Annotated in this window: 13 protein-coding genes and 2 tRNA genes; 7 read left to right on the top strand and 8 right to left on the bottom strand. The window is 66.0% G+C overall.

The genetic code is table 11. The annotated features are described in order from the left end of the window. Position 1: 1 nt before the first annotated feature. Both ABL843_RS08730 and ABL843_RS08735 read right to left on the bottom strand, forming a co-directional pair. A complete protein-coding gene (locus ABL843_RS08730) occupies positions 2 to 1093 on the bottom strand; it encodes an FkbM family methyltransferase (protein WP_418119593.1) in 1092 nt (363 codons plus the stop codon). Positions 1094 to 1690: 597 nt separating this feature from the next. Then, positions 1691 to 1766: transfer RNA gene (locus tag ABL843_RS08735), tRNA-Lys, on the bottom strand. Positions 1767 to 1906: 140 nt separating this feature from the next. Between ABL843_RS08735 and ABL843_RS08740 the strand changes: the two genes are divergently transcribed. Beyond that, positions 1907 to 2614 (top strand): SDR family NAD(P)-dependent oxidoreductase, encoded by a 708-nt coding sequence (locus ABL843_RS08740; protein WP_418119594.1) that lies wholly within the window; start codon positions 1907 to 1909, stop codon positions 2612 to 2614. Positions 2615 to 2663: 49 nt separating this feature from the next. Here the strand turns inward: ABL843_RS08740 and ABL843_RS08745 are convergent. Beyond that, positions 2664 to 2739, bottom strand: a tRNA-Ala gene (locus ABL843_RS08745). Positions 2740 to 2829: 90 nt separating this feature from the next. Here ABL843_RS08745 and ABL843_RS08750 point away from each other — a divergent pair. Beyond that, the gene (locus ABL843_RS08750; protein WP_418119595.1) at positions 2830 to 3696 is read left to right on the top strand and encodes an alpha/beta hydrolase; all 867 of its coding nucleotides are present in this window, start codon (positions 2830 to 2832) and stop codon (positions 3694 to 3696) included. A 16-nt stretch (positions 3697 to 3712) separates the two neighbouring features. Here the strand turns inward: ABL843_RS08750 and ABL843_RS08755 are convergent, their stop codons facing one another. Next, the gene (locus ABL843_RS08755; RefSeq protein ID WP_418119596.1) at positions 3713 to 4690 is read right to left on the bottom strand and encodes a GMP reductase; all 978 of its coding nucleotides are present in this window, start codon (positions 4688 to 4690) and stop codon (positions 3713 to 3715) included. A gap of 206 nt (positions 4691 to 4896) precedes the next feature. On the opposite strand from ABL843_RS08755, the gene ABL843_RS08760 reads away from it, so the two are divergent. Further along, positions 4897 to 7317, top strand: coding sequence for a UvrD-helicase domain-containing protein (locus tag ABL843_RS08760; protein ID WP_369659085.1), 2421 nt, complete (start codon positions 4897 to 4899; stop codon positions 7315 to 7317). Positions 7318 to 7354: 37 nt separating this feature from the next. Here ABL843_RS08760 and ABL843_RS08765 read toward each other — a convergent pair whose 3' ends face one another. From ABL843_RS08765 to ABL843_RS08775, 3 genes are all read right to left on the bottom strand, one after another. Beyond that, positions 7355 to 8194, bottom strand: coding sequence for a BPSS1780 family membrane protein (locus ABL843_RS08765; RefSeq protein ID WP_126022838.1), 840 nt, complete (start codon positions 8192 to 8194; stop codon positions 7355 to 7357). A 9-nt stretch (positions 8195 to 8203) separates the two neighbouring features. Further along, positions 8204 to 9268 carry a homoserine kinase gene (locus ABL843_RS08770; protein ID WP_418119597.1) on the bottom strand — a complete coding sequence of 355 codons (1065 nt, stop codon included), beginning with the start codon at positions 9266 to 9268 and terminating at the stop codon, positions 8204 to 8206. A 62-nt stretch (positions 9269 to 9330) separates the two neighbouring features. Then, entirely contained in the window at positions 9331 to 9702 is a 372-nt protein-coding gene (locus tag ABL843_RS08775; RefSeq protein ID WP_126022840.1) for a hypothetical protein, read from the bottom strand. A 97-nt stretch (positions 9703 to 9799) separates the two neighbouring features. Between ABL843_RS08775 and polA the strand changes: the two genes are divergently transcribed. The 3 genes from polA (at position 9800) to ABL843_RS08790 (ending at position 15009) form a co-directional block, all read left to right on the top strand. Continuing rightward, complete coding sequence (gene polA, locus ABL843_RS08780; protein WP_418119598.1) at positions 9800 to 12619, top strand: DNA polymerase I; 2820 nt, start codon at positions 9800 to 9802, stop codon at positions 12617 to 12619. Between the two features lie 82 nt (positions 12620 to 12701). Further along, the gene (locus ABL843_RS08785; protein ID WP_418119599.1) at positions 12702 to 13979 is read left to right on the top strand and encodes a M20/M25/M40 family metallo-hydrolase; all 1278 of its coding nucleotides are present in this window, start codon (positions 12702 to 12704) and stop codon (positions 13977 to 13979) included. 127 nt (positions 13980 to 14106) lie between these two features. Continuing rightward, the gene (locus ABL843_RS08790) at positions 14107 to 15009 is read left to right on the top strand and encodes a LysR family transcriptional regulator (protein WP_126022843.1); all 903 of its coding nucleotides are present in this window, start codon (positions 14107 to 14109) and stop codon (positions 15007 to 15009) included. Positions 15010 to 15012: 3 nt separating this feature from the next. Here the strand turns inward: ABL843_RS08790 and ABL843_RS08795 are convergent, their stop codons facing one another. Then, positions 15013 to 16224 carry a D-amino acid dehydrogenase gene (locus tag ABL843_RS08795; RefSeq protein WP_418119601.1) on the bottom strand — a complete coding sequence of 404 codons (1212 nt, stop codon included), beginning with the start codon at positions 16222 to 16224 and terminating at the stop codon, positions 15013 to 15015. 212 nt (positions 16225 to 16436) lie between these two features. Between ABL843_RS08795 and ABL843_RS08800 the strand changes: the two genes are divergently transcribed. Continuing rightward, a complete protein-coding gene (locus ABL843_RS08800) occupies positions 16437 to 17327 on the top strand; it encodes a transporter substrate-binding domain-containing protein (RefSeq protein ID WP_418119602.1) in 891 nt (296 codons plus the stop codon). The last annotated feature ends 19 nt before the right edge of the window (positions 17328 to 17346 follow it).

Below are 17346 nucleotides of genomic sequence, written 5' to 3' on the forward strand. Positions count from 1 at the left end.
GTCAACGGGCGATCAAATCTTGGATGGACGCGAGCCTGTCGCTGCCTTGCGGAATCGCCACGATGTTGATGAAGCCCTGTGACGCTGGTGACATGCTGCTGTTCAGGCCATCGCGCACTCGCTGCTCCGTAAGCGTGTGCATCTTGGGCTGTTCCTCCGTGAGTTCGAACATCTGATATCCCAGGCCGACCAGGTCGTTCCACAGTGCCACGGGGTCGTCGCCTGAGCCGGTCAATCCGAAGGGCCAGAACTCCATAACGAGCACAGGCCTCCAGCCGCGAGCAAAGGTCGCACGCGCGCCGCGAAGAATTCGCGCCTCGGAGCCTTGGGTGTCGGACTTGACTACGTTTGGTAGCCGCGGTTCGTCAGCCAGTATGGCGTCAAGAGTCGAGGTGCTTACGCTGATATATGGACGCTCGGTCCCATCGTCGAAGATCCTGTGGTCACCGCGGTTCTCCGGATCGATATAAAGTTTCAGTGTGCCTTCCGAGTCGCTGACCGCGGCATGCCTCGGAAAAATCTCCGCACCTTGGATCATCTCCATATTCCGCGAGAGGATCTTGAAGTTATCGGGATCAGGCTCGAAGGTCATGATGCGGCCGTTGCGCCCAATAGTCTTGGCTGCAACTACGCTGTACCAGCCGATGTTCCCGCCGATGTCGAGCACATAGTCGCCTTCGCGGCAGAGCCGGCGCACCACTTCCGTTTCCAGTGGCTCCCAACTGCCCGTTTGCTCCAGTTGCGTGGAAATATAGGCATCGCCAGAGCGATGGATTTCGAACGGGAAGGGGTCCATGCCCTGCACCCGGCTCTTGATCAGGAAAGGGCGACTTGGGTCGCTAGCGAGTTGTGTGCGCAGATGACCCACCAGCGTTTCAAGGCGCTCCACGCGCGCGGCCATGCTTGCGAGGTCGCGCGAGTTCGCATCGAGCTGTTGGCGCACGGCCGGAGAGTCAATGGCTACGGTTGGCGGCGGCGGAACTGGGGTAGGGACAGCAGCTTGCTGGCTGATCTTGCCCAAGGATTCAGCCATCGACAGGACGGCCGCATAGACGCGTGCAATTTGGCGGAACGGGGAGTGTTGAGAGAGCATCTTTTTACTTCGTTACAGCGCCGATGGTAGGGCAGTTCGACGGGTCGGCATTTTCGCCACGGCGCACAGCAGTAGCTGGCGGCCGGCTTCACTGCAGCGCCGCCTCGGCGCCGTTGCCGGTTATGTGTCGCTGGCGCCGTCGCAAAACCCGGCTCTGGCTTCGGTCAGGGAATGTATTGCTCCCCGTATTCCACATCCTGCTCAAACTCCCGCCAGGACCACTGCGCCCCCGCGTTGGCCAGTCGTGACGACGACGAAGTAGCCATCGAGTCGGAACGAACCGCCTAACTCTAGATAAGGCATATCGGTGCTCCATTGTTGAGGTCGCAGCCATGTTCGGTGGGACAACTAGCAAAAATATCAGGTGACGACCTTGCTGCCGTCGCCCATGAAAAAGCCGCCCGAAGACTGCATGGCAGGGAACGACCCGCAGTCCGAATTGTTGCGGCTAGCGCCGGGACCAAAGGAGCGACGCGGAAAAGAAAAAACCTCCCAGTCTTTCGACGGGAGGTTTCTCTGTTTGCGGAACACGTTCTGCGATTGCGGAACAGTGCTCTCATGGAAATAGCGCGAGAACCGCGCAGTTCCTAGTGTTGGTGGTGGGCCCTGAGTGACTCGAACACTCGACCTACGGATTAAGAGTCCGCTGCTCTACCAACTGAGCTAAGAGCCCTTGCTTTGAAAACGTTTAGTGTTTTCTGGCAAGACCACGAGTATATCCCAGAAATCGAGCTTGTCCAAAAAATTTGTGACTTGCGGCGTTAGGATTCGTCATCGACTACGGGGCAGAGGCCCTCAACCAGGAGAACTTCGATGAGCGACGCCAGCACCACGCCACATATCTTGATCACCGGCGCCGCAGGCGCACTGGGGCGCGCGGTGGCCCAGCACTTCATCGATCAGGGCGCGCGCCTTGCGTTGGTCGACCATCATGCGGGTCGTCTGGCCGAAGTGTTCCCGGGGCTCGGCAACTCGCAGCACCTGCTCCTGTCGGGCGATGTGACTTCCACTACCGAGATGGCGGCTCTTGCGGAGCAGACGCTGAAGTCCTTCGGCCGCATCGACACGGTGGTGCACATCGCCGGCGGCTTCGAGATGGGCGAGGCGACGCATGCGCTCACGCGTGCGAGCTGGGACCGGATGATGAATCTCAACGCCTGGTCCTTCGTCGCGGTGACGCAGGCGGTGCTGCCTTCGATGATCGAGCGGCGTGCCGGCAACGTGATCGCCGTCACCGCGAAGGTCGCGGTGCGCGGCGTGCCGGCGATGGCTGCGTACATCGCATCGAAGAGCGCACTGCAGCGGCTGGTGGAAGCCATGGCGGCCGAGGCTGCGCCGCATGGCGTCAACATCAACAGCGTGGCGCCGAGCGTGCTCGACACACCCGCAAACCGGCAGGCGATGCCCGATGCGAATCCTGCCGACTGGGTGTCGACGTCGGTTGCCGCACAGACCATCGCATTCCTCGCGTCGCCGGCTGCGGCTGCGCTGCACGGGCAGCACCTGACGCTCGATACCTGAGCAAAAAAGAAAAGGCCCTGGCGGATGCCAAGGCCTTTTCCGTGTCGGTTGGTGGAGAGGAGGAGGATCGAACTCCCGACCTCCGCATTGCGAACGCGGCGCTCTCCCAGCTGAGCTACCCCCCCAACGCAGGGCGAATTTTAACCAAAACCGCCGTTTTGGCGCATGTCGCCGTGCCAAGATGCGCGCCTCGCAAAACACGGAGCAAAGACCTCATGGCCTTGTTCGATCCCGCCTGGCTGGAAGGCATGTACAACAACCTCGCGCGGGTCAAGGACCACCCCGCGTACTTCCAGCGCTGGGCCAGGGAATCCGCCGAGGCGCGCGAGACTCTGCCTGCCCGCATCGATTTGCCCTACGGCCAGGGCGTGAACGAGACGCTCGACATCTTTCCTGCGCCGGTGCCCGATGCGCCGGTGCTGGTCTTCATTCACGGCGGCTACTGGCGTGCGATGGACAAGAAAGACCATTCCTTCATTGCTCCGGCCTTCAACGACCGCGGCATCTGCGTGGTGCAGCCCAACTATGCGCTCTGCCCCGGCACATCGGAGCAGCCGGTCACGGTGCCCGGCATCATGCTGCAGATGGTGCGTGCGCTCGAATGGACGTGGCGCCACGTCGCGGCCCACGGCGGCGATCCAAAGCGGATCACGGTCGCGGGCCACTCGGCCGGCGGCCACATGGCGGCAGCCTTGCTGGCCTGCGACTGGAAAGCGGTGGCGCCCGACCTGCCCGCGCACCTGGTGCGCAACGCGCTGTCGATCTCGGGCCTCTACGATCTTCGTCCGCTGCAGCGCACGCCGTTCCTCGAGAACACGCTCAAGCTGACCGATGCCGACGTGCTGCGCGCAAGTCCCGCCTTATGGCCTGCGCCGAAGCGCGGCCAGCTCTACGCAGTGGCCGGCGGCGCCGAGAGCGAGGAGTTCATTCGCCACAACGCGATGATCCGCGATGCGTGGGGCCGCAACACCGTGCCGGTGTGCGAGGTGCTCCCAGGGCTCAACCATTTCGATGTGGTGGACGCGCTCGCCGATCCGGCGCATGCGCTGCACCGGCATGCGGTGCAGCTCCTGGAAGCCTGAAACCCGAGGAAGCTAGTTACATCAGCAGGTGTTCGCCAGCGTTATCGCCGCCGAGCGTCACGTAGTTGACCTTGCGGATGTCCATCAGCGCGCGGCCGCCCGCGTAGCTGATCGAGCTCTGCACGTCTTGCTCCATCTCGATCAGCGTGTCGGCCAGCTTGCCCTTGACGGGTTCGAGGATGCGCTTGCCCTCGACGTGCTTGTACTCGCCCTTGTTGAAGTCGCTGGCCGAGCCGTAGTACTCCTTGAAGAGCTTGCCCTCGACCTCGACGGTCTTGCCCGGCGACTCCTCGTGCCCCGCGAACAGCGAGCCGATCATGACCATCGACGCGCCGAAGCGCACGCTCTTGGCGATGTCGCCGTGGTCGCGGATGCCGCCGTCGGCAATGATCGGCTTGGTCGCCACGCGGGCGCACCACTTCAGCGCCGACAGCTGCCAGCCACCCGTGCCGAAGCCGGTCTTGAGCTTGGTGATGCAGACCTTGCCCGGGCCGATGCCGACCTTGGTCGCGTCGGCGCCCCAGTTCTCGAGGTCGATCACGGCCTCGGGCGTGCCGACGTTGCCTGCGATCACGAAGGTCTTCGGCAGCTTCTGCTTGAGGTAGCCGATCATGTTCTTCACGCTGTCGGCGTGGCCGTGGGCGATGTCGATCGTGACGTACTCGGGCACGAGGCCCTGGGCCACCAGCTGGTCGACGGTGTCGTAGTCGGCCTTCTTCACGCCCAGCGAGATCGAGGCGAATACGCCCTTGCCCTGCATGTCCTTGACGAACTTGACGTTGTCGAGGTCGAAGCGGTGCATCACATAGAAATAGCCGTTCTGCGCCAGCCACAGGCAGATCGACTCGTCGACCACCGTCTTCATGTTGGCGGGAACCACCGGCAGGCGGAAGCAGCGCTCGCCCAGCGTGACGCTGGTGTCGCACTCGGAACGGCTCTCCACGCGGCACTTGCGCGGGAGGAGGAGGATGTTGTCGTAGTCGAAAATCTGCATGACCAGGCTCCTGAAGAGAATCGTTGAAAGAAACGAATGAGCGCTTGGTCCGGCCGGCTCCTGCAGTACGTTTCGCAAAGGAAACGCCCACAAAAAACCGGGCGCAAGAAACTTGGGCCCGGTGATTGATTTTACGCGGACTCGCGAAGCCGGGTCTTCCGCCTCTTCATATAACCCGCATACGCCGTGGTTTCTACAATTGGGGGATGTTGTTTAACGATCCCGCGGCCGACGCCAACCCCCCAGCGCTGCCGCTGCTGCAGAACCTGAACGCGGAGCAGCTCGCCGCGGTCACGTTGCCCGAAGGCAACGCTCTCATCCTCGCAGGCGCCGGCTCCGGCAAGACGCGCGTGCTCACCACCCGCATCGCCTGGCTGCTGCAGACCGGCCAGGTCTCCGCAGGCGGCATCCTTGCCGTGACCTTCACCAACAAGGCCGCCAAGGAAATGATGACGCGCCTGACGGCGATGCTGCCCGTCAACGTGCGCGGCATGTGGATCGGCACCTTCCACGGCCTGTGCAACCGCCTGTTGCGCGCGCACTGGAAGCTGGCCAACCTGCCTTCCACCTTCCAGATCCTCGACACGCAGGACCAGCTCTCGGCCATCAAGCGCCTGATGAAGCAGTTCAACGTCGACGACGAGCGCTTTCCCGCCAAGCAGACCCAGTGGTTCATCGCCGGTGCCAAGGAAGACGGCCTGCGCCCCGACGCCATCGAGGTGCGCAACGACGACGACCGCAAGAAGGTCGAGCTCTACCGCCTCTACGAAGAACAGTGCCAGCGCGAGGGCGTGGTCGACTTCGGCGAACTCATGCTGCGCAGCTACGAACTGCTGCGTGACAACGAACCTGTGCGCGAGCACTACCAGCGGCGCTTCCGCCACATCCTGATCGACGAGTTCCAGGACACCAACCGCCTGCAGTACGCGTGGATCAAGATGCTCGCCGGCAACACCGTCGAGGGCCGATTCGTGCCGGGCCAGCACAACAGCGTGATCGCCGTGGGCGACGACGACCAGAGCATCTACGCCTTTCGCGGCGCGCGCGTGGGCAACATGACCGACTTCGTGCGCGAGTTCGACGTGCGCCACCAGATCAAGCTGGAGCAGAACTACCGCAGCTACAGCAACATCCTCGATTCCGCCAACGAGCTCATCGGCCACAACAAGAAGCGACTGGGCAAGAACCTGCGCACCGACCAGGGCCCCGGCGAGCCCGTGCGCGTGTACGAGGCACCCACCGACCTCGCCGAGGCGCAGTGGATGGTCGAGGAAATGCGCCAACTGGTGCGCGATGGCTATGAGCGCAAGGAAATGGCCGTGCTCTACCGCAGCAACGCGCAGAGTCGGGTGATCGAAACCGCGCTCTTCAATGCCTCGGTGCCGTACCGCGTGTACGGGGGGCTGCGCTTCTTCGAGCGCGCGGAAATCAAGCATGCACTGGCTTACCTGCGCCTGCTGGAGAACAAGGACGACGACACCAGCTTCCTGCGCGTCGTCAACTTCCCGCCGCGCGGCATCGGAGCGCGCACGCTCGAAACCCTGCAGGACGCGGCGCGTGCCGCCAACCGTTCGCTGCACGACGCGGTGAGCGTGGTCGGCGGCAAGGCCGGCGCCAACCTCACCGGTTTCGTCGCCAAGATCGACGTGCTGCGCGAGCAGACCCAGGGCGCGAGCCTGCGCGAGATCATCGAACTGGTGCTCGACCACAGCGGGTTGGTGGAGCACTACAGGGCCGACCGCGAAGGCGCCGACCGCATCGAGAACCTGGACGAACTGGTGAACGCGGCCGAAAGCTTCGTCACGCAGGAAGGCTTCGGCCGCGACGCTGTGGCGCTGCCGGTCGACGAACTGCGCCAGTCGCCCGCGAGCCAGGGCCTGGACCCGAACCGTCCGGTGCTCGACGAGCCGCTCGCGCCCGACGCCGAAACCGGCGAAACGCTGAGCCCGCTGGCCGCCTTCCTCACGCACGCCGCGCTCGAGTCGGGCGACAACCAGGCGCAGGCGGGCCAAGACGCGGTGCAGCTCATGACCGTGCACGCCGCCAAGGGCCTCGAGTTCGACTGCGTGTTCATCACCGGCATGGAAGAGGGCCTGTTCCCGCACGAGAACTCGATGAGCGACTTCGAGGCGCTGGAGGAAGAGCGCCGGCTGATGTACGTGGCGATCACGCGCGCCCGCAAGCGCCTGTACCTCAGCCACTCGCAGACCCGCATGCTGCATGGCCAGACTCGCTACAACGTGAAGAGCCGCTTCTTCGACGAACTGCCCGAGGGCGCCCTCAAGTGGCTCACGCCCAAGAACCAGGGTTTCGCGCCCTCGGCCTTCGGCTATGGCGGCGGCTACGGCAGCACGCGCGGCGGTTCTGGCGGATACGGTGGCGGCTACGGCGGCAGTTCAGGCGGAAGCCGCGACAAGGACACCTTCTCCAGCCCGCCCGTGCCGCCGCAGAAGGCCGCGCCGTCGCACGGCCTGCGCTCGGGCATGCAGGTGTTCCACAACAAGTTCGGCGAAGGCACGGTGACCGCGCTGGAGGGCACCGGGGACGATGCGCGCGCGCAGGTCAAGTTCGCGCGTCATGGGGTGAAGTGGCTGGCGCTGTCGGTGGCCAAGCTCACGCCGATCTGATCCGGCGCCCGCTGGGCGCCTGCCGCGTCGGCGGCGCTCAGTCGGGATAGAAGGTGTCGCGGAAGGTGAACCAGTTCGACGCCTGCGTCATCGCCGCGAGCGTCAGCACCGTGCCGAGCATCAGCAGGTTGCCGGCCGTCATCGCGCCGCTGCCGGAGCCCAGCGAGCCCACGCCGATCACGATGGTGCCGACCAGCGCCGCCGCCAGCAGGCCGAGCAGCAGCACGCCGCACCACGCCAGCCAGTACAGCGCATAGGCGCCGAAGTTGCGGAACATCGCGACCAGGCTGAAGAAGATGCTCTTCACCGGCTCCACCCGGTGCCAGTGGACCAGCGCAGGCGCATGCCAGATGGCGGCGATCAGCGGCAGCGTCAGGCACATCTGCAGCAGGTTGGCCACCTGGAACCGGCTGCTCTCCATGACTTCCTTGGCTGGAGCCTCCCCGGCGAAATAGCTGCGCATGAACTGGCCGCCATCGACGACCGCGGTCACGAACACCGTCAGCAGGCAATACACAGCCGAGATCACGCCCAGCACTGCCAGCGAGCGCCATTCGGCCCGCATGGCCTGTGCCACCGACAGGAACATGAGCGCGCCGGTCGGCCTCCTTGGGCCGGCCGTGCCGTCATCCGCCGCGGCCTTGTCGTTCGCCGAGGCGTCGGCCACCGAAGCCGCGACCATGAAGCCCAGCGTGGAGAAGGGCAGCAGCACGAACGGAAGGAACCTGCCGATCACAGGCAGTTGCGAGATCGTCGAGATCAGCGCCATGAACAGCATGAACAGCGACACGAAGGCCAGTGGTTGCCGCCAGAAGTTCCGGAGTCCGAGGCGGACCCATTCCACGCCGGTTCGCGCCGGCACGAGGTTGAGTTTCATGTGTGAAGGTCAGGCAGCCAGCAGCGGCTCGAGGGCCTGCGCCATGGCGTGCGGATGTGTGGCGCGCTCGCGCAGCACGCGCTCGAAGTGCGTGGGGTCATGGGGCTTGAGCATGCTCGCCTCGCGCGGCAGATGGAAGTCCCACAGACGCGAGATCCAGAAGCGCAGCGCCGCCGCGCGCAGCATCGCGGGCAGCAGGGCGCGCTCGGCTGCATTCAGCGCGCGCACGGACTCGTAGGCCGAGAGCAGCGCGTCAGCGCGCTCGGGGTCGTGGCGGCCGGTGGACAGGTCGATGGCCCAGTCGTTCAGGCACACGGCCAGGTCGAACAGCCAGGTGTCGGTGCCGGCGAAATAGAAGTCGAACACGCCGGTCAGGCGCGGGGCGGCGCCGGGCTCGCCGTCGGTCGCGAACATCACGTTGTCGCGGAACATGTCGGCGTGCACCGGACCGCGCGGCAGCGCCGCATAGGCCGACGACTCGGCGACGTGGTTCTGGTAGGCCAGCTCTGCGCGCAGCAGGGCGGCCTGGTGCTCCTCGATGTATGGCAGCACCACCGGCACCGTCTCGTTCCACCAGGGCAGGCCGCGCAGGTTTGGCTGGATGCGGGGGTAGTCGCGCCCCGCGAGATGCATGCGCGCCAGCATCGAGCCCAGCTCGGTGCAGTGCGCGGCGGTTGGCGCCAGCTCGCTGCGGCCCGAGAGCTTCTGCACAACGGCAGCAGGCTTTCCGGCCACGAGGTGCAGCAGGTCGCACGAATCCTCGGGGGGCACCGGCGGCTGGCCCTTGCGGGGCTTGCCGGCGGCTTCGGGCTCGGGCTCGGGCAGTGCGACTGGCGCGGGCACCGGCAGGCCTGCGTCCGCCAGATGCTTCATCAGACAAAGGTAGTAGGGCAGCTGCTCGGCGCTCAGGCGCTCGAACAGCGTCAGCACGAACTCGCCGGACTCGGTGGTCGCGAAATAGTTGGTGTTCTCGATGCCGCCCTCGATGCCGCGCAACTCGCGCAGCGGGCCCAGGCCCAGGCTCTGGACGAGCGCGTCGGCCTCGCCGAAGCCGACTTCGGTAAAAACTGCCATGGCGGTAGGTACTCAGCGCCGCATTGCTGCCGCGAAAACCAGAACGGAAGACCTCATTGCGGTCAGAACTTCAGCACGTTCCAGACGCGGGGGCCGTTGGCGCCTGTTTCGCTCGAACCCTGGCGACCCGTGGCGGCATCTGCCGGAAGCACTTCGTAGCCGGGCATGTTCGACTTGGGCTTGACGTTGATGCTCTGGGTGCGGCCGCCGTAGCGGACCTCGTCGACCGAGGCGCCGCTGTCCTCGGTGTGGATGTTCTCCACTTTCTGGTTGCGTCGGCCCTCGGCCTTCGCCTGCTCCTGATTTGGGAGCGCCTCGGCCGGAGCCGCCGCGGGGGCGGGCGCGGCCTGTTGCGCCTGCACGGCGGCAAAGGGGGTTGCGAAGGCCAGCGCCAGCAGGATGCGGCGGGCGACCAGGAGTGTGGAGCTAGGCATGCACGCATTGTAGGCGCGCGCCTGCTTCCGGAGCGTCGGTTGGCACCTCGCGCCGTCGTGGTTCCGGGCGCCGCTGCGGGCACGGCAAAATGGCCCGATGACCGACAAGAAAACGCTGCTGCTCGTCGATGGCTCGAGCTACCTCTACCGCGCCTTCCACGCCATGCCCGACCTCCGGGCCGTGCCTGGCGACCCGAAGAGCCCGGCGACCGGCGCCATCCGCGGAATGATCAACATGATGACCGCGCTGCGCCGCGAGGTGCGCGCGGACTACGCCGCCTGCATCTTCGACGCGCCCGGCAAGACCTTCCGCGACGACTGGTACCCCGAGTACAAGGCCAACCGCTCGCCGATGCCCGACGACCTGCGCAGCCAGATCGAACCCATCCACGAGGTGGTGAAGCTGCTCGGCTGGCCCGTGCTCAGCGTGCCCGACGTGGAGGCCGACGACGTCATCGGCACGCTCGCCCGGGTCGCCTCCTCGCAGGGCGTCGAAGTCATCGTCTCCAGCGGCGACAAGGACCTGAGCCAGCTGGTCGACGAGCACATCACCATCATCGACACGATGAACGGCAAGCGGCGCGACGTGGCCGGCGTCACGGCCGAGTTCGGCGTGCCGCCCAGCCTGATGATCGACTACCAGACGCTGGTGGGCGACTCGGTCGACAACGTGCCCGGCGTTCCCAAGGTCGGCCCCAAGACGGCCGCCAAGTGGCTGCTCGAATACGGCTCGCTCGACGCGCTGATGGAGCGCGCCGCCGAAGTGAAGGGCGCCGCGGGCGAGAACCTGCGCCAGGCCATGGAACAGCTGCCGCTGAGCAGGCGCCTCGTGACCATCCGCACCGACTGCGACCTCGACGGCCACGTCACGGGCCTGCCTTCGCTCGAAGGGCTGCCGGTGGGTGCGCCGCAGACGGCCGAGCTGAAGCCGTTCTACGAGAAGTTCGGCTTCAAGAGCCTGGTCAAGGGGCTCGAGGCGCAGGCCGTGCCGCCCGAGCTGATCGAGGAAAACCTCAAGAAGAAGGCGGCTTCCGGCAAGGCCGACACCGACCAGGGCGGCCTGTTCGACGAGCCCTCCGAAATGCAGGCGCTGGAGGCCGCCTCTCCCGCGAGCAACCTGAAGTACGAGACCATCACGACCTGGGAACAGCTCGACGCCTGGCTCGCGAAGCTCGAGGCGGCCGATCTCGCCGCCATCGACACCGAGACCACCTCGCTCGACGAGATGGTCGCGCAGATCGTCGGCATCAGCTTCAGCGTCACGCCCGGCGAGGCCGCGTACATCCCGCTGATGCACAACTACCCCGACGCGCCGCAGCAGCTGCCCTTCGACGAGGTGCTCGCGAAGCTGCGGCCGTGGCTGGAGAACGGCGCGAAGAAGAAGCTCGGCCAGCACATCAAGTACGACCGGCATGTGTTCGCCAACCACGGCATCGAGGTGCAGGGCTACGCGCACGACACCATGCTGCAGAGCTACGTGCTCGAAGTGCACAAGCCGCACGGCCTTTCCAGCCTGGCCGAGCGCCACCTGGGCCGCAGCGGCATCTCCTACGAAGACCTGTGCGGCAAGGGCGCGCACCAGATCCCGTTCAGCCAGGTCGACATCGCCAAGGCCGCCGAATACTCGTGCGAGGACAGCGACCAGACGCTGGACGTGCACAACACGCTCTGGCCGCGCCTGCAGGCCGACGAGAAGCTGCTCTTCATCTACCAGCTCGAGATGGATTCGAGCGAGGCGCTCTACCGCGTCGAGCGCAACGGCGTGCTGATCGACGCGCCCACGCTGGCCACTCAGAGCCACGAGCTGGGCACGCGCATCATGGAACTGGAGCAGGAGGCCTACGAGATCGCGGGCCAGCCCTTCAACCTCGGCTCGCCCAAGCAGATCGGCGAGATCTTCTTCACCAAGCTGGGCCTGCCCGTGGTCAAGAAGACGCCGAGCGGCGCGCCGAGCACCGACGAAGAGGTGCTGGAGAAGCTCGCCGAAGACTACCCGCTGCCGGCCAAGATCCTCGAGCACCGCAGCCTCTCGAAGCTCAAGGGCACCTACACCGACAAGCTCGGCCAGCTCGCCAACCCGCGCACCGGACGCGTGCACACGCACTACGCGCAGGCCGTGGCCGTCACCGGCCGGCTGAGCAGCAACGACCCGAACCTGCAGAACATCCCGATCCGCACGCCCGAAGGCCGGCGCGTGCGCGAGGCCTTCGTGGCGCCGGCCGGCAGCGTGATCGCCAGCGCCGACTATTCGCAGATCGAGTTGCGCATCATGGCCCACATCAGCGGCGACGAGTCGCTGCTGCGCGCCTTCACCGAAGGCATCGACGTGCACCGCGCGACGGCCGCCGAGGTGTTCGGCTCCACGCCCGACCAGGTGTCGAGCGAGCAGCGCCGCTACGCCAAGGTCATCAACTTCGGCCTGATCTACGGCATGAGCAGCTTCGGCCTCGCGAAGAACCTCGGCATCGAGAACAAGGCCGCGGCCTCCTACATCGAGCGCTACTTCGCGCGCTATCCGGGCGTGAAGGCCTACATGGACGAGACCAAGGCGCTGGCCAAGGAGCAGGGCTACGTCGAGACCGTGTTCGGCCGGCGCCTGTACCTGCCCGAGATCAACTCGCCCAACGGCCCGCGCCGCGGCGGCGCCGAGCGCGCGGCCATCAACGCGCCGATGCAGGGCACGGCGGCCGACCTCATCAAGCTCAGCATGGTCAAGGTACAGAACGTGCTTGACGAGGAAAAGCGCGCGACCCGGATGATCATGCAGGTGCACGACGAACTGGTGTTCGAGGTGCCCGAGGCCGAGGTCGAGTGGGTGCGCACCGAGATTCCGCGCATCATGGCCGGCGTCGCATCGCTGAAGGTGCCGCTGCTGGCCGAGATCGGCGTCGGTCCCAACTGGGACAAGGCGCACTGAGAAAGAACATCAAGAAGAAGAGAGCAGGGAACGGACAAGGACGAGACAACCAGTCAGCCACAGAAGGAAGAAACGCAAGAACATGAACCGATTCCCTCACCGCAAATTCCTGCTTGCCGCAGTCTGCGCCGCCTTCCTCGGCAGCGCCTTCGCGGCACCCGACGCGAAGATCGCCGCGCTTGCCGCCAAGGAAAAGCCGGCCCTGCTCGACACGCTGAAGGAGCTGGTCTCCATCGAGTCCGGCAGCCGCGACCTCGACGGCCTGGAGAAGATCTCCGATCTCATCGCCGCGAAGTTCAAGGCGCTGGGCGGCGAGGTCGAGTTGATCGACCCGAGCGCCGACGCCTACCGCATGGAGGACACGCCCGAGAAGATCGGTCGCGTGGTGCGCGCCACCTTCAAGGGCACCGGCAAGAAGAAGATCCTGCTGATCGCGCACATGGACACGGTCTACACCGTGGGCATGATCAACAGGCAGCCTTTCCGCATCGACGGCGACAAGGCCTACGGCCTGGGCATCGCCGACGACAAGCAGGGCGTGGCCGTCATCACGCACATCGTGTCGATACTGCAGGCCATGAAGTTCAAGGAATACGGTACGCTGACCGTGCTCATCAACGGCGACGAGGAAATCAGCTCGCCCGGCGCGCGCTCCCTCATCACGCGCATGGGCGGCGAGCACGATGCGGTGCTGTCCTTCGAAGGCGCCTCCATCAAGGAAGACAAGCTCTCGCTCGCCACCGCGGGCATCGCCTCGGTCACGCTGAACGTCACGGGCAAGGCCTCGCATGCGGGCTCGGCGCCCGAGCTGGGCGTGAATGCGCTGTACGAGCTCTCGCACCAGATCCTGCAGATGCGCGATCTGTCCGACCCCGCCACGGGCCTGAAGATGAACTGGACCATCTCCAAGTCGGGAACCAACCGCAACGTGATCCCGGCCAGCGCCACCGCCGCGGCGGACGTGCGCGTGCTGAAGGTGAGCGACTACGACCGTATCGAGCAGCAGGTGAACGAGCGTGTGAAGAAGCAGCTCATTCCCGAAGCCAAGGTCGAGCTGAAGTTCGAGCGCCGCCGTCCGCCGCTGGAGTCCTCCGAAGCCTCGGTCGCCATGGCCCGCCATGCACAGCAGATCTACAGGGACGAACTCGGCCTGCCGCTGGGTGCCGACGACAAGGCCGCCGGCGGCGGCACCGACGCGGCCTTCGCGGCGCTGAAGACCAAGGCGCCGGTGGTCGAGCGCTTCGGCCTGCAAGGCTTCGGCGCACATTCGGCCGATGCGGAGTACGTGCTGGTCAATTCGATCGAGCCGCGCCTGTACCTCGGCACGCGGATGGTCATGGACCTCGCGCGAGGAAAGTGAGCTCACCCCCAGGCTTCGGGCACTTCGTGTCGCTTCGCCAACCCCCTCGCCGGGGGCAACACCAGTGGCCGGGCAAAGCCGGTTCCACGGTGTTCCGCGAAGAAGGCATGAACTGCCGCTGATCATCATGCGACTGCGCCACATCGAGGTCTTCAACGCGATCATGCTCACGGGCAGCGTGAGCGCGGCGGCGCGGCTCATCAACATCACCCAGCCGGCGGTGAGCCGCACGCTGCAGCATGCCGAGCTGCAGCTGGGCTTTCCGTTGTTCCAGCGCGCCAAGGGACGGCTCACGCCGACCACCGAGGCGCTCACGCTGTATCCGCACATCGAGCGGCTGTTCGCGCAGCTCGACGAGGTGCAGCGGCTCGCCGCCAACCTGCGCACGGCGGGCGACACCGGCGAGCTGCGCATCCTGAGCGTGCTGGCCCTGAGCTACGACATCCTGCCGCGCGCGCTGAAAGCGTTCCGCGAGAAGCATCCGGGCTACGCGATCACGGTGGAGTCGCTGCACTCGCCGCAGATCATGTCGGCGCTGCTGCTGCAGGAGGCCGACGTGGGCTTCGCCTTCAGCCCGGCGGTGCACCCATCGCTCACGCAGGAGACGCTGGCCGACAGCCGCATGGTGTGCATCGCGCCCAAGGGGATGCTGCCGCGCGCGCTGGTGCGCAACGGCTCGGTGGCACTGCACGACCTGGTCGACCGGCCGGTGATCGGCCTGGACAGCCGCGACCCCGTGGGCACCAGCCTGAGCCAGGCCTGCCGGCAGGCGGGCGTGGGCTTCCAGCAGGCGGTGGTCACGGTGCAGACCTATCACGCGGCGCTGGCCATGGCGCACCACGGCATCGGCGTGGCGCTGGTCGACGGCTGCACCGCGCGCTCGGCGGACCGCGCCAAGGTCGACGTGCTGACGCTGGAGCCGCACATCCCGGTGCCGATCCGTGCGCTGCGCTTCGCGGCGCGGCCCGATTCGGTGGCGGTGCGCGAAATCACCCGCTGCATGCAGCAGGCGATCCAGGACACGATCTAGGTCCTAGGTTTTCAGGGCCTGCGCCACGCGCAGCGCCGAGCCGAAGGCCAGTGTGAAGCCGAGCGCGCCGTGGCCGGTGTTGAACAGCATGTTCGAAGGCGCGCTCTCCAGCCGTCCGATGATCGGCAGCCCCTTGGGCGTGGCGGGGCGCATGCCTGTCCAGGGGTGCAGTTGCTCGAGCCGGCTCGCATGCGGGAAGAGGGCGCGCGTGGCGGCCGCCAGCGTCTCGATGCGCGTGGCCGGAATGCTCGCGTCATGCCCAACCAGCTCGGCCATGCCCGCCACGCGCAGGCGCGAGCCGATGCGCGCGAACACCACCTTGCGCGCGCTGTCGGTCACGTTCACGCGCGGCGCGGCACCGGGCGCGGGGTCAACGTCCACCGTGATGCTGTAGCCCTTGAGCGGATAGACCGACAGGTAGGCGCCGAGCGCACGTCCCAGCTTGTGCGAGGCCGAGCCCAGCGCCATCACGAAGGCATCGGCTTCCACGTCGCCGCTGCCGGTGTGCACGGCGGCGATGCGGCGTCCGCTGCGCACGAAGCCGCGCACGTCGGTGCCGGTGATGAAGCGCACGCCGCGCGCGCCAAGTGCCTTCGTCAGCTCCGTGCACACCTTGAGGCAGTCGGCCGCGCATTCGCTCGGCGTGTAGACGGCGCCCGCCATCCGGTCGCGGTAGCTGGCGAGGGCGGGCTCGATGGCGACGCATTCCTCGGGCGTCACCAGCCGCTGCTCGCTGCCCATGCTGCGCTGCAGTTCGAGCTGCGCCCGCGCGCCCTCGAGAGAGGCGGCACTGGCGTACAGCACCAGCTTGCCGGTGGCGGAGAAATCGCAGTCGGGCGAGAGCTCGGCGCGCATGGCCTCGAACTCGATGCGGCTCGACGCGGCCAGCTCCAGCAGCCTCGCGGTGGTGGCGCGCGAGGTGCGCGCGTTGCAGGCCGCGAGGAATTCCATGCCCCAGCGCCACTGCAGCGGATCGAGCTGCGGGCGCAGCTTGAGCGGCGAGGCAGACGACAGCAGCAGCTTGGGCAACTGCTTCCAGATCGAAGGGTCGGCCAGCGGCTGCACGTACGAGTAGCTCAGCTGCGCGCCGTTGCCCCCGCTCGCGCCCGAGCCGGGAGCGGCGCGGTCGATCACGGTGACCTGATAGCCCTGGCGCTCGAGCTGCCAGGCGGTCGCCAGGCCCACGATGCCGGCGCCGAGCACACACACATGCATGGAGGCAGCTTTCCGGAGAGATGGATGGATTGAATGAATGTTCGGCAGAACGGTGGCTTTGACTGTAGGCGCGCGCGGCCCGCACCGGAAATGCCAAAAGCACCCCCGCCCATAACCTTTGGGCATGGATCAGCTTTCTATTGGAATTTGTGGTTTTGTTTCGCCCGTTCCTACACTGGCCCCCTGTTCAGTCCAACCGAATGAAGGCTCGAATGAAACTCTCCGTCCTCATGGCTACCATGGCCGCCACGGTGTTCTTCACCGCCACCGGCGCACAGGCCGCCGACACGCTCGCCAAGATCGCCGAGTCCGGCAAGATCACGCTGGCCTACCGTGAATCGTCGGTGCCCTTCAGCTACCTCGAGGGCCCCGGCAAGCCGATCGGGATGGCGGTGGATCTGTCCAATGCCGTGGTCGAGGCGGTGAAGAAGAAGCTGAACAAGCCCGACCTGCAGGTGGCGCTGATGCCCGTGACCTCGCAGAACCGCATCCCGCTGATCACCAACGGCACCATCGACCTGGAGTGCGGCTCCACCACCAACAACACCGCGCGCGGCAAGGACGTGGCCTTCGCCATCAACCACTTCTACACCGGCACGCGCCTGCTGGTGAAGAAGTCGTCGAAGATCAAGAACTACGCCGATCTCGCGAAGAAGACCGTCGCCAGCACCACCGGCACCACCAACGTGCTGGTCATGCGCAAGTACAACATCGAGAAGAACCTCGGCATGGACATCGTGCTCGGCAAGGACCACGCCGATGCCTTCCTGCTGCTCGAGAGCGACCGTGTCGCGGCCTTCGCCATGGACGACATCCTCCTCTACGGCCTGATCGCCAACGCCAAGACGCCGGGCGACTACGAGGTGGTGGGCGACTCGCTGCAGGTGGAGCCCTACGCCTGCATGCTGCCCAAGGACGACCCGGCCTTCAAGAAGCTGGTGGACGACACCTTCGCGGGCCTGATGAAGAGCGGCGAGTTCGAGAAGCTCTACAACAAGTGGTTCATGCAGCCTATCCCGCCGAAGAACGTGCCGCTGAACCTGCCGATGAGCCCGCAGCTGAAGGAAAACCTGAAGGCCCTGAGCGATAAGCCAGCGACCTGACAGCGGCGCGGAGAGAGAA

This window comes from Variovorax sp. 350MFTsu5.1 (assembly GCF_048302515.1).
Lineage (GTDB): Bacteria > Pseudomonadota > Gammaproteobacteria > Burkholderiales > Burkholderiaceae_C > Variovorax > Variovorax guangxiensis.

What these genes read in the sequence shown, in the direction of transcription:
- ABL843_RS08730 (WP_418119593.1), bottom strand. Translation starts at nt 1,093, where the DNA reads ATGCTCTCTCAACACTCCCCGTTCCGCCAAATTGCACGCGTCTATGCG.
- ABL843_RS08740 (WP_418119594.1), top strand. Translation starts at nt 1,907, where the DNA reads ATGAGCGACGCCAGCACCACGCCACATATCTTGATCACCGGCGCCGCA.
- ABL843_RS08750 (WP_418119595.1), top strand. Translation starts at nt 2,830, where the DNA reads ATGGCCTTGTTCGATCCCGCCTGGCTGGAAGGCATGTACAACAACCTC.
- ABL843_RS08755 (WP_418119596.1), bottom strand. Translation starts at nt 4,690, where the DNA reads ATGCAGATTTTCGACTACGACAACATCCTCCTCCTCCCGCGCAAGTGC.
- ABL843_RS08760 (WP_369659085.1), top strand. Translation starts at nt 4,897, where the DNA reads ATGTTGTTTAACGATCCCGCGGCCGACGCCAACCCCCCAGCGCTGCCG.
- ABL843_RS08765 (WP_126022838.1), bottom strand. Translation starts at nt 8,194, where the DNA reads ATGAAACTCAACCTCGTGCCGGCGCGAACCGGCGTGGAATGGGTCCGC.
- ABL843_RS08770 (WP_418119597.1), bottom strand. Translation starts at nt 9,268, where the DNA reads ATGGCAGTTTTTACCGAAGTCGGCTTCGGCGAGGCCGACGCGCTCGTC.
- ABL843_RS08775 (WP_126022840.1), bottom strand. Translation starts at nt 9,702, where the DNA reads ATGCCTAGCTCCACACTCCTGGTCGCCCGCCGCATCCTGCTGGCGCTG.
- polA (WP_418119598.1), top strand. Translation starts at nt 9,800, where the DNA reads ATGACCGACAAGAAAACGCTGCTGCTCGTCGATGGCTCGAGCTACCTC.
- ABL843_RS08785 (WP_418119599.1), top strand. Translation starts at nt 12,702, where the DNA reads ATGAACCGATTCCCTCACCGCAAATTCCTGCTTGCCGCAGTCTGCGCC.
- ABL843_RS08790 (WP_126022843.1), top strand. Translation starts at nt 14,107, where the DNA reads ATGCGACTGCGCCACATCGAGGTCTTCAACGCGATCATGCTCACGGGC.
- ABL843_RS08795 (WP_418119601.1), bottom strand. Translation starts at nt 16,224, where the DNA reads ATGCATGTGTGTGTGCTCGGCGCCGGCATCGTGGGCCTGGCGACCGCC.
- ABL843_RS08800 (WP_418119602.1), top strand. Translation starts at nt 16,437, where the DNA reads ATGAAACTCTCCGTCCTCATGGCTACCATGGCCGCCACGGTGTTCTTC.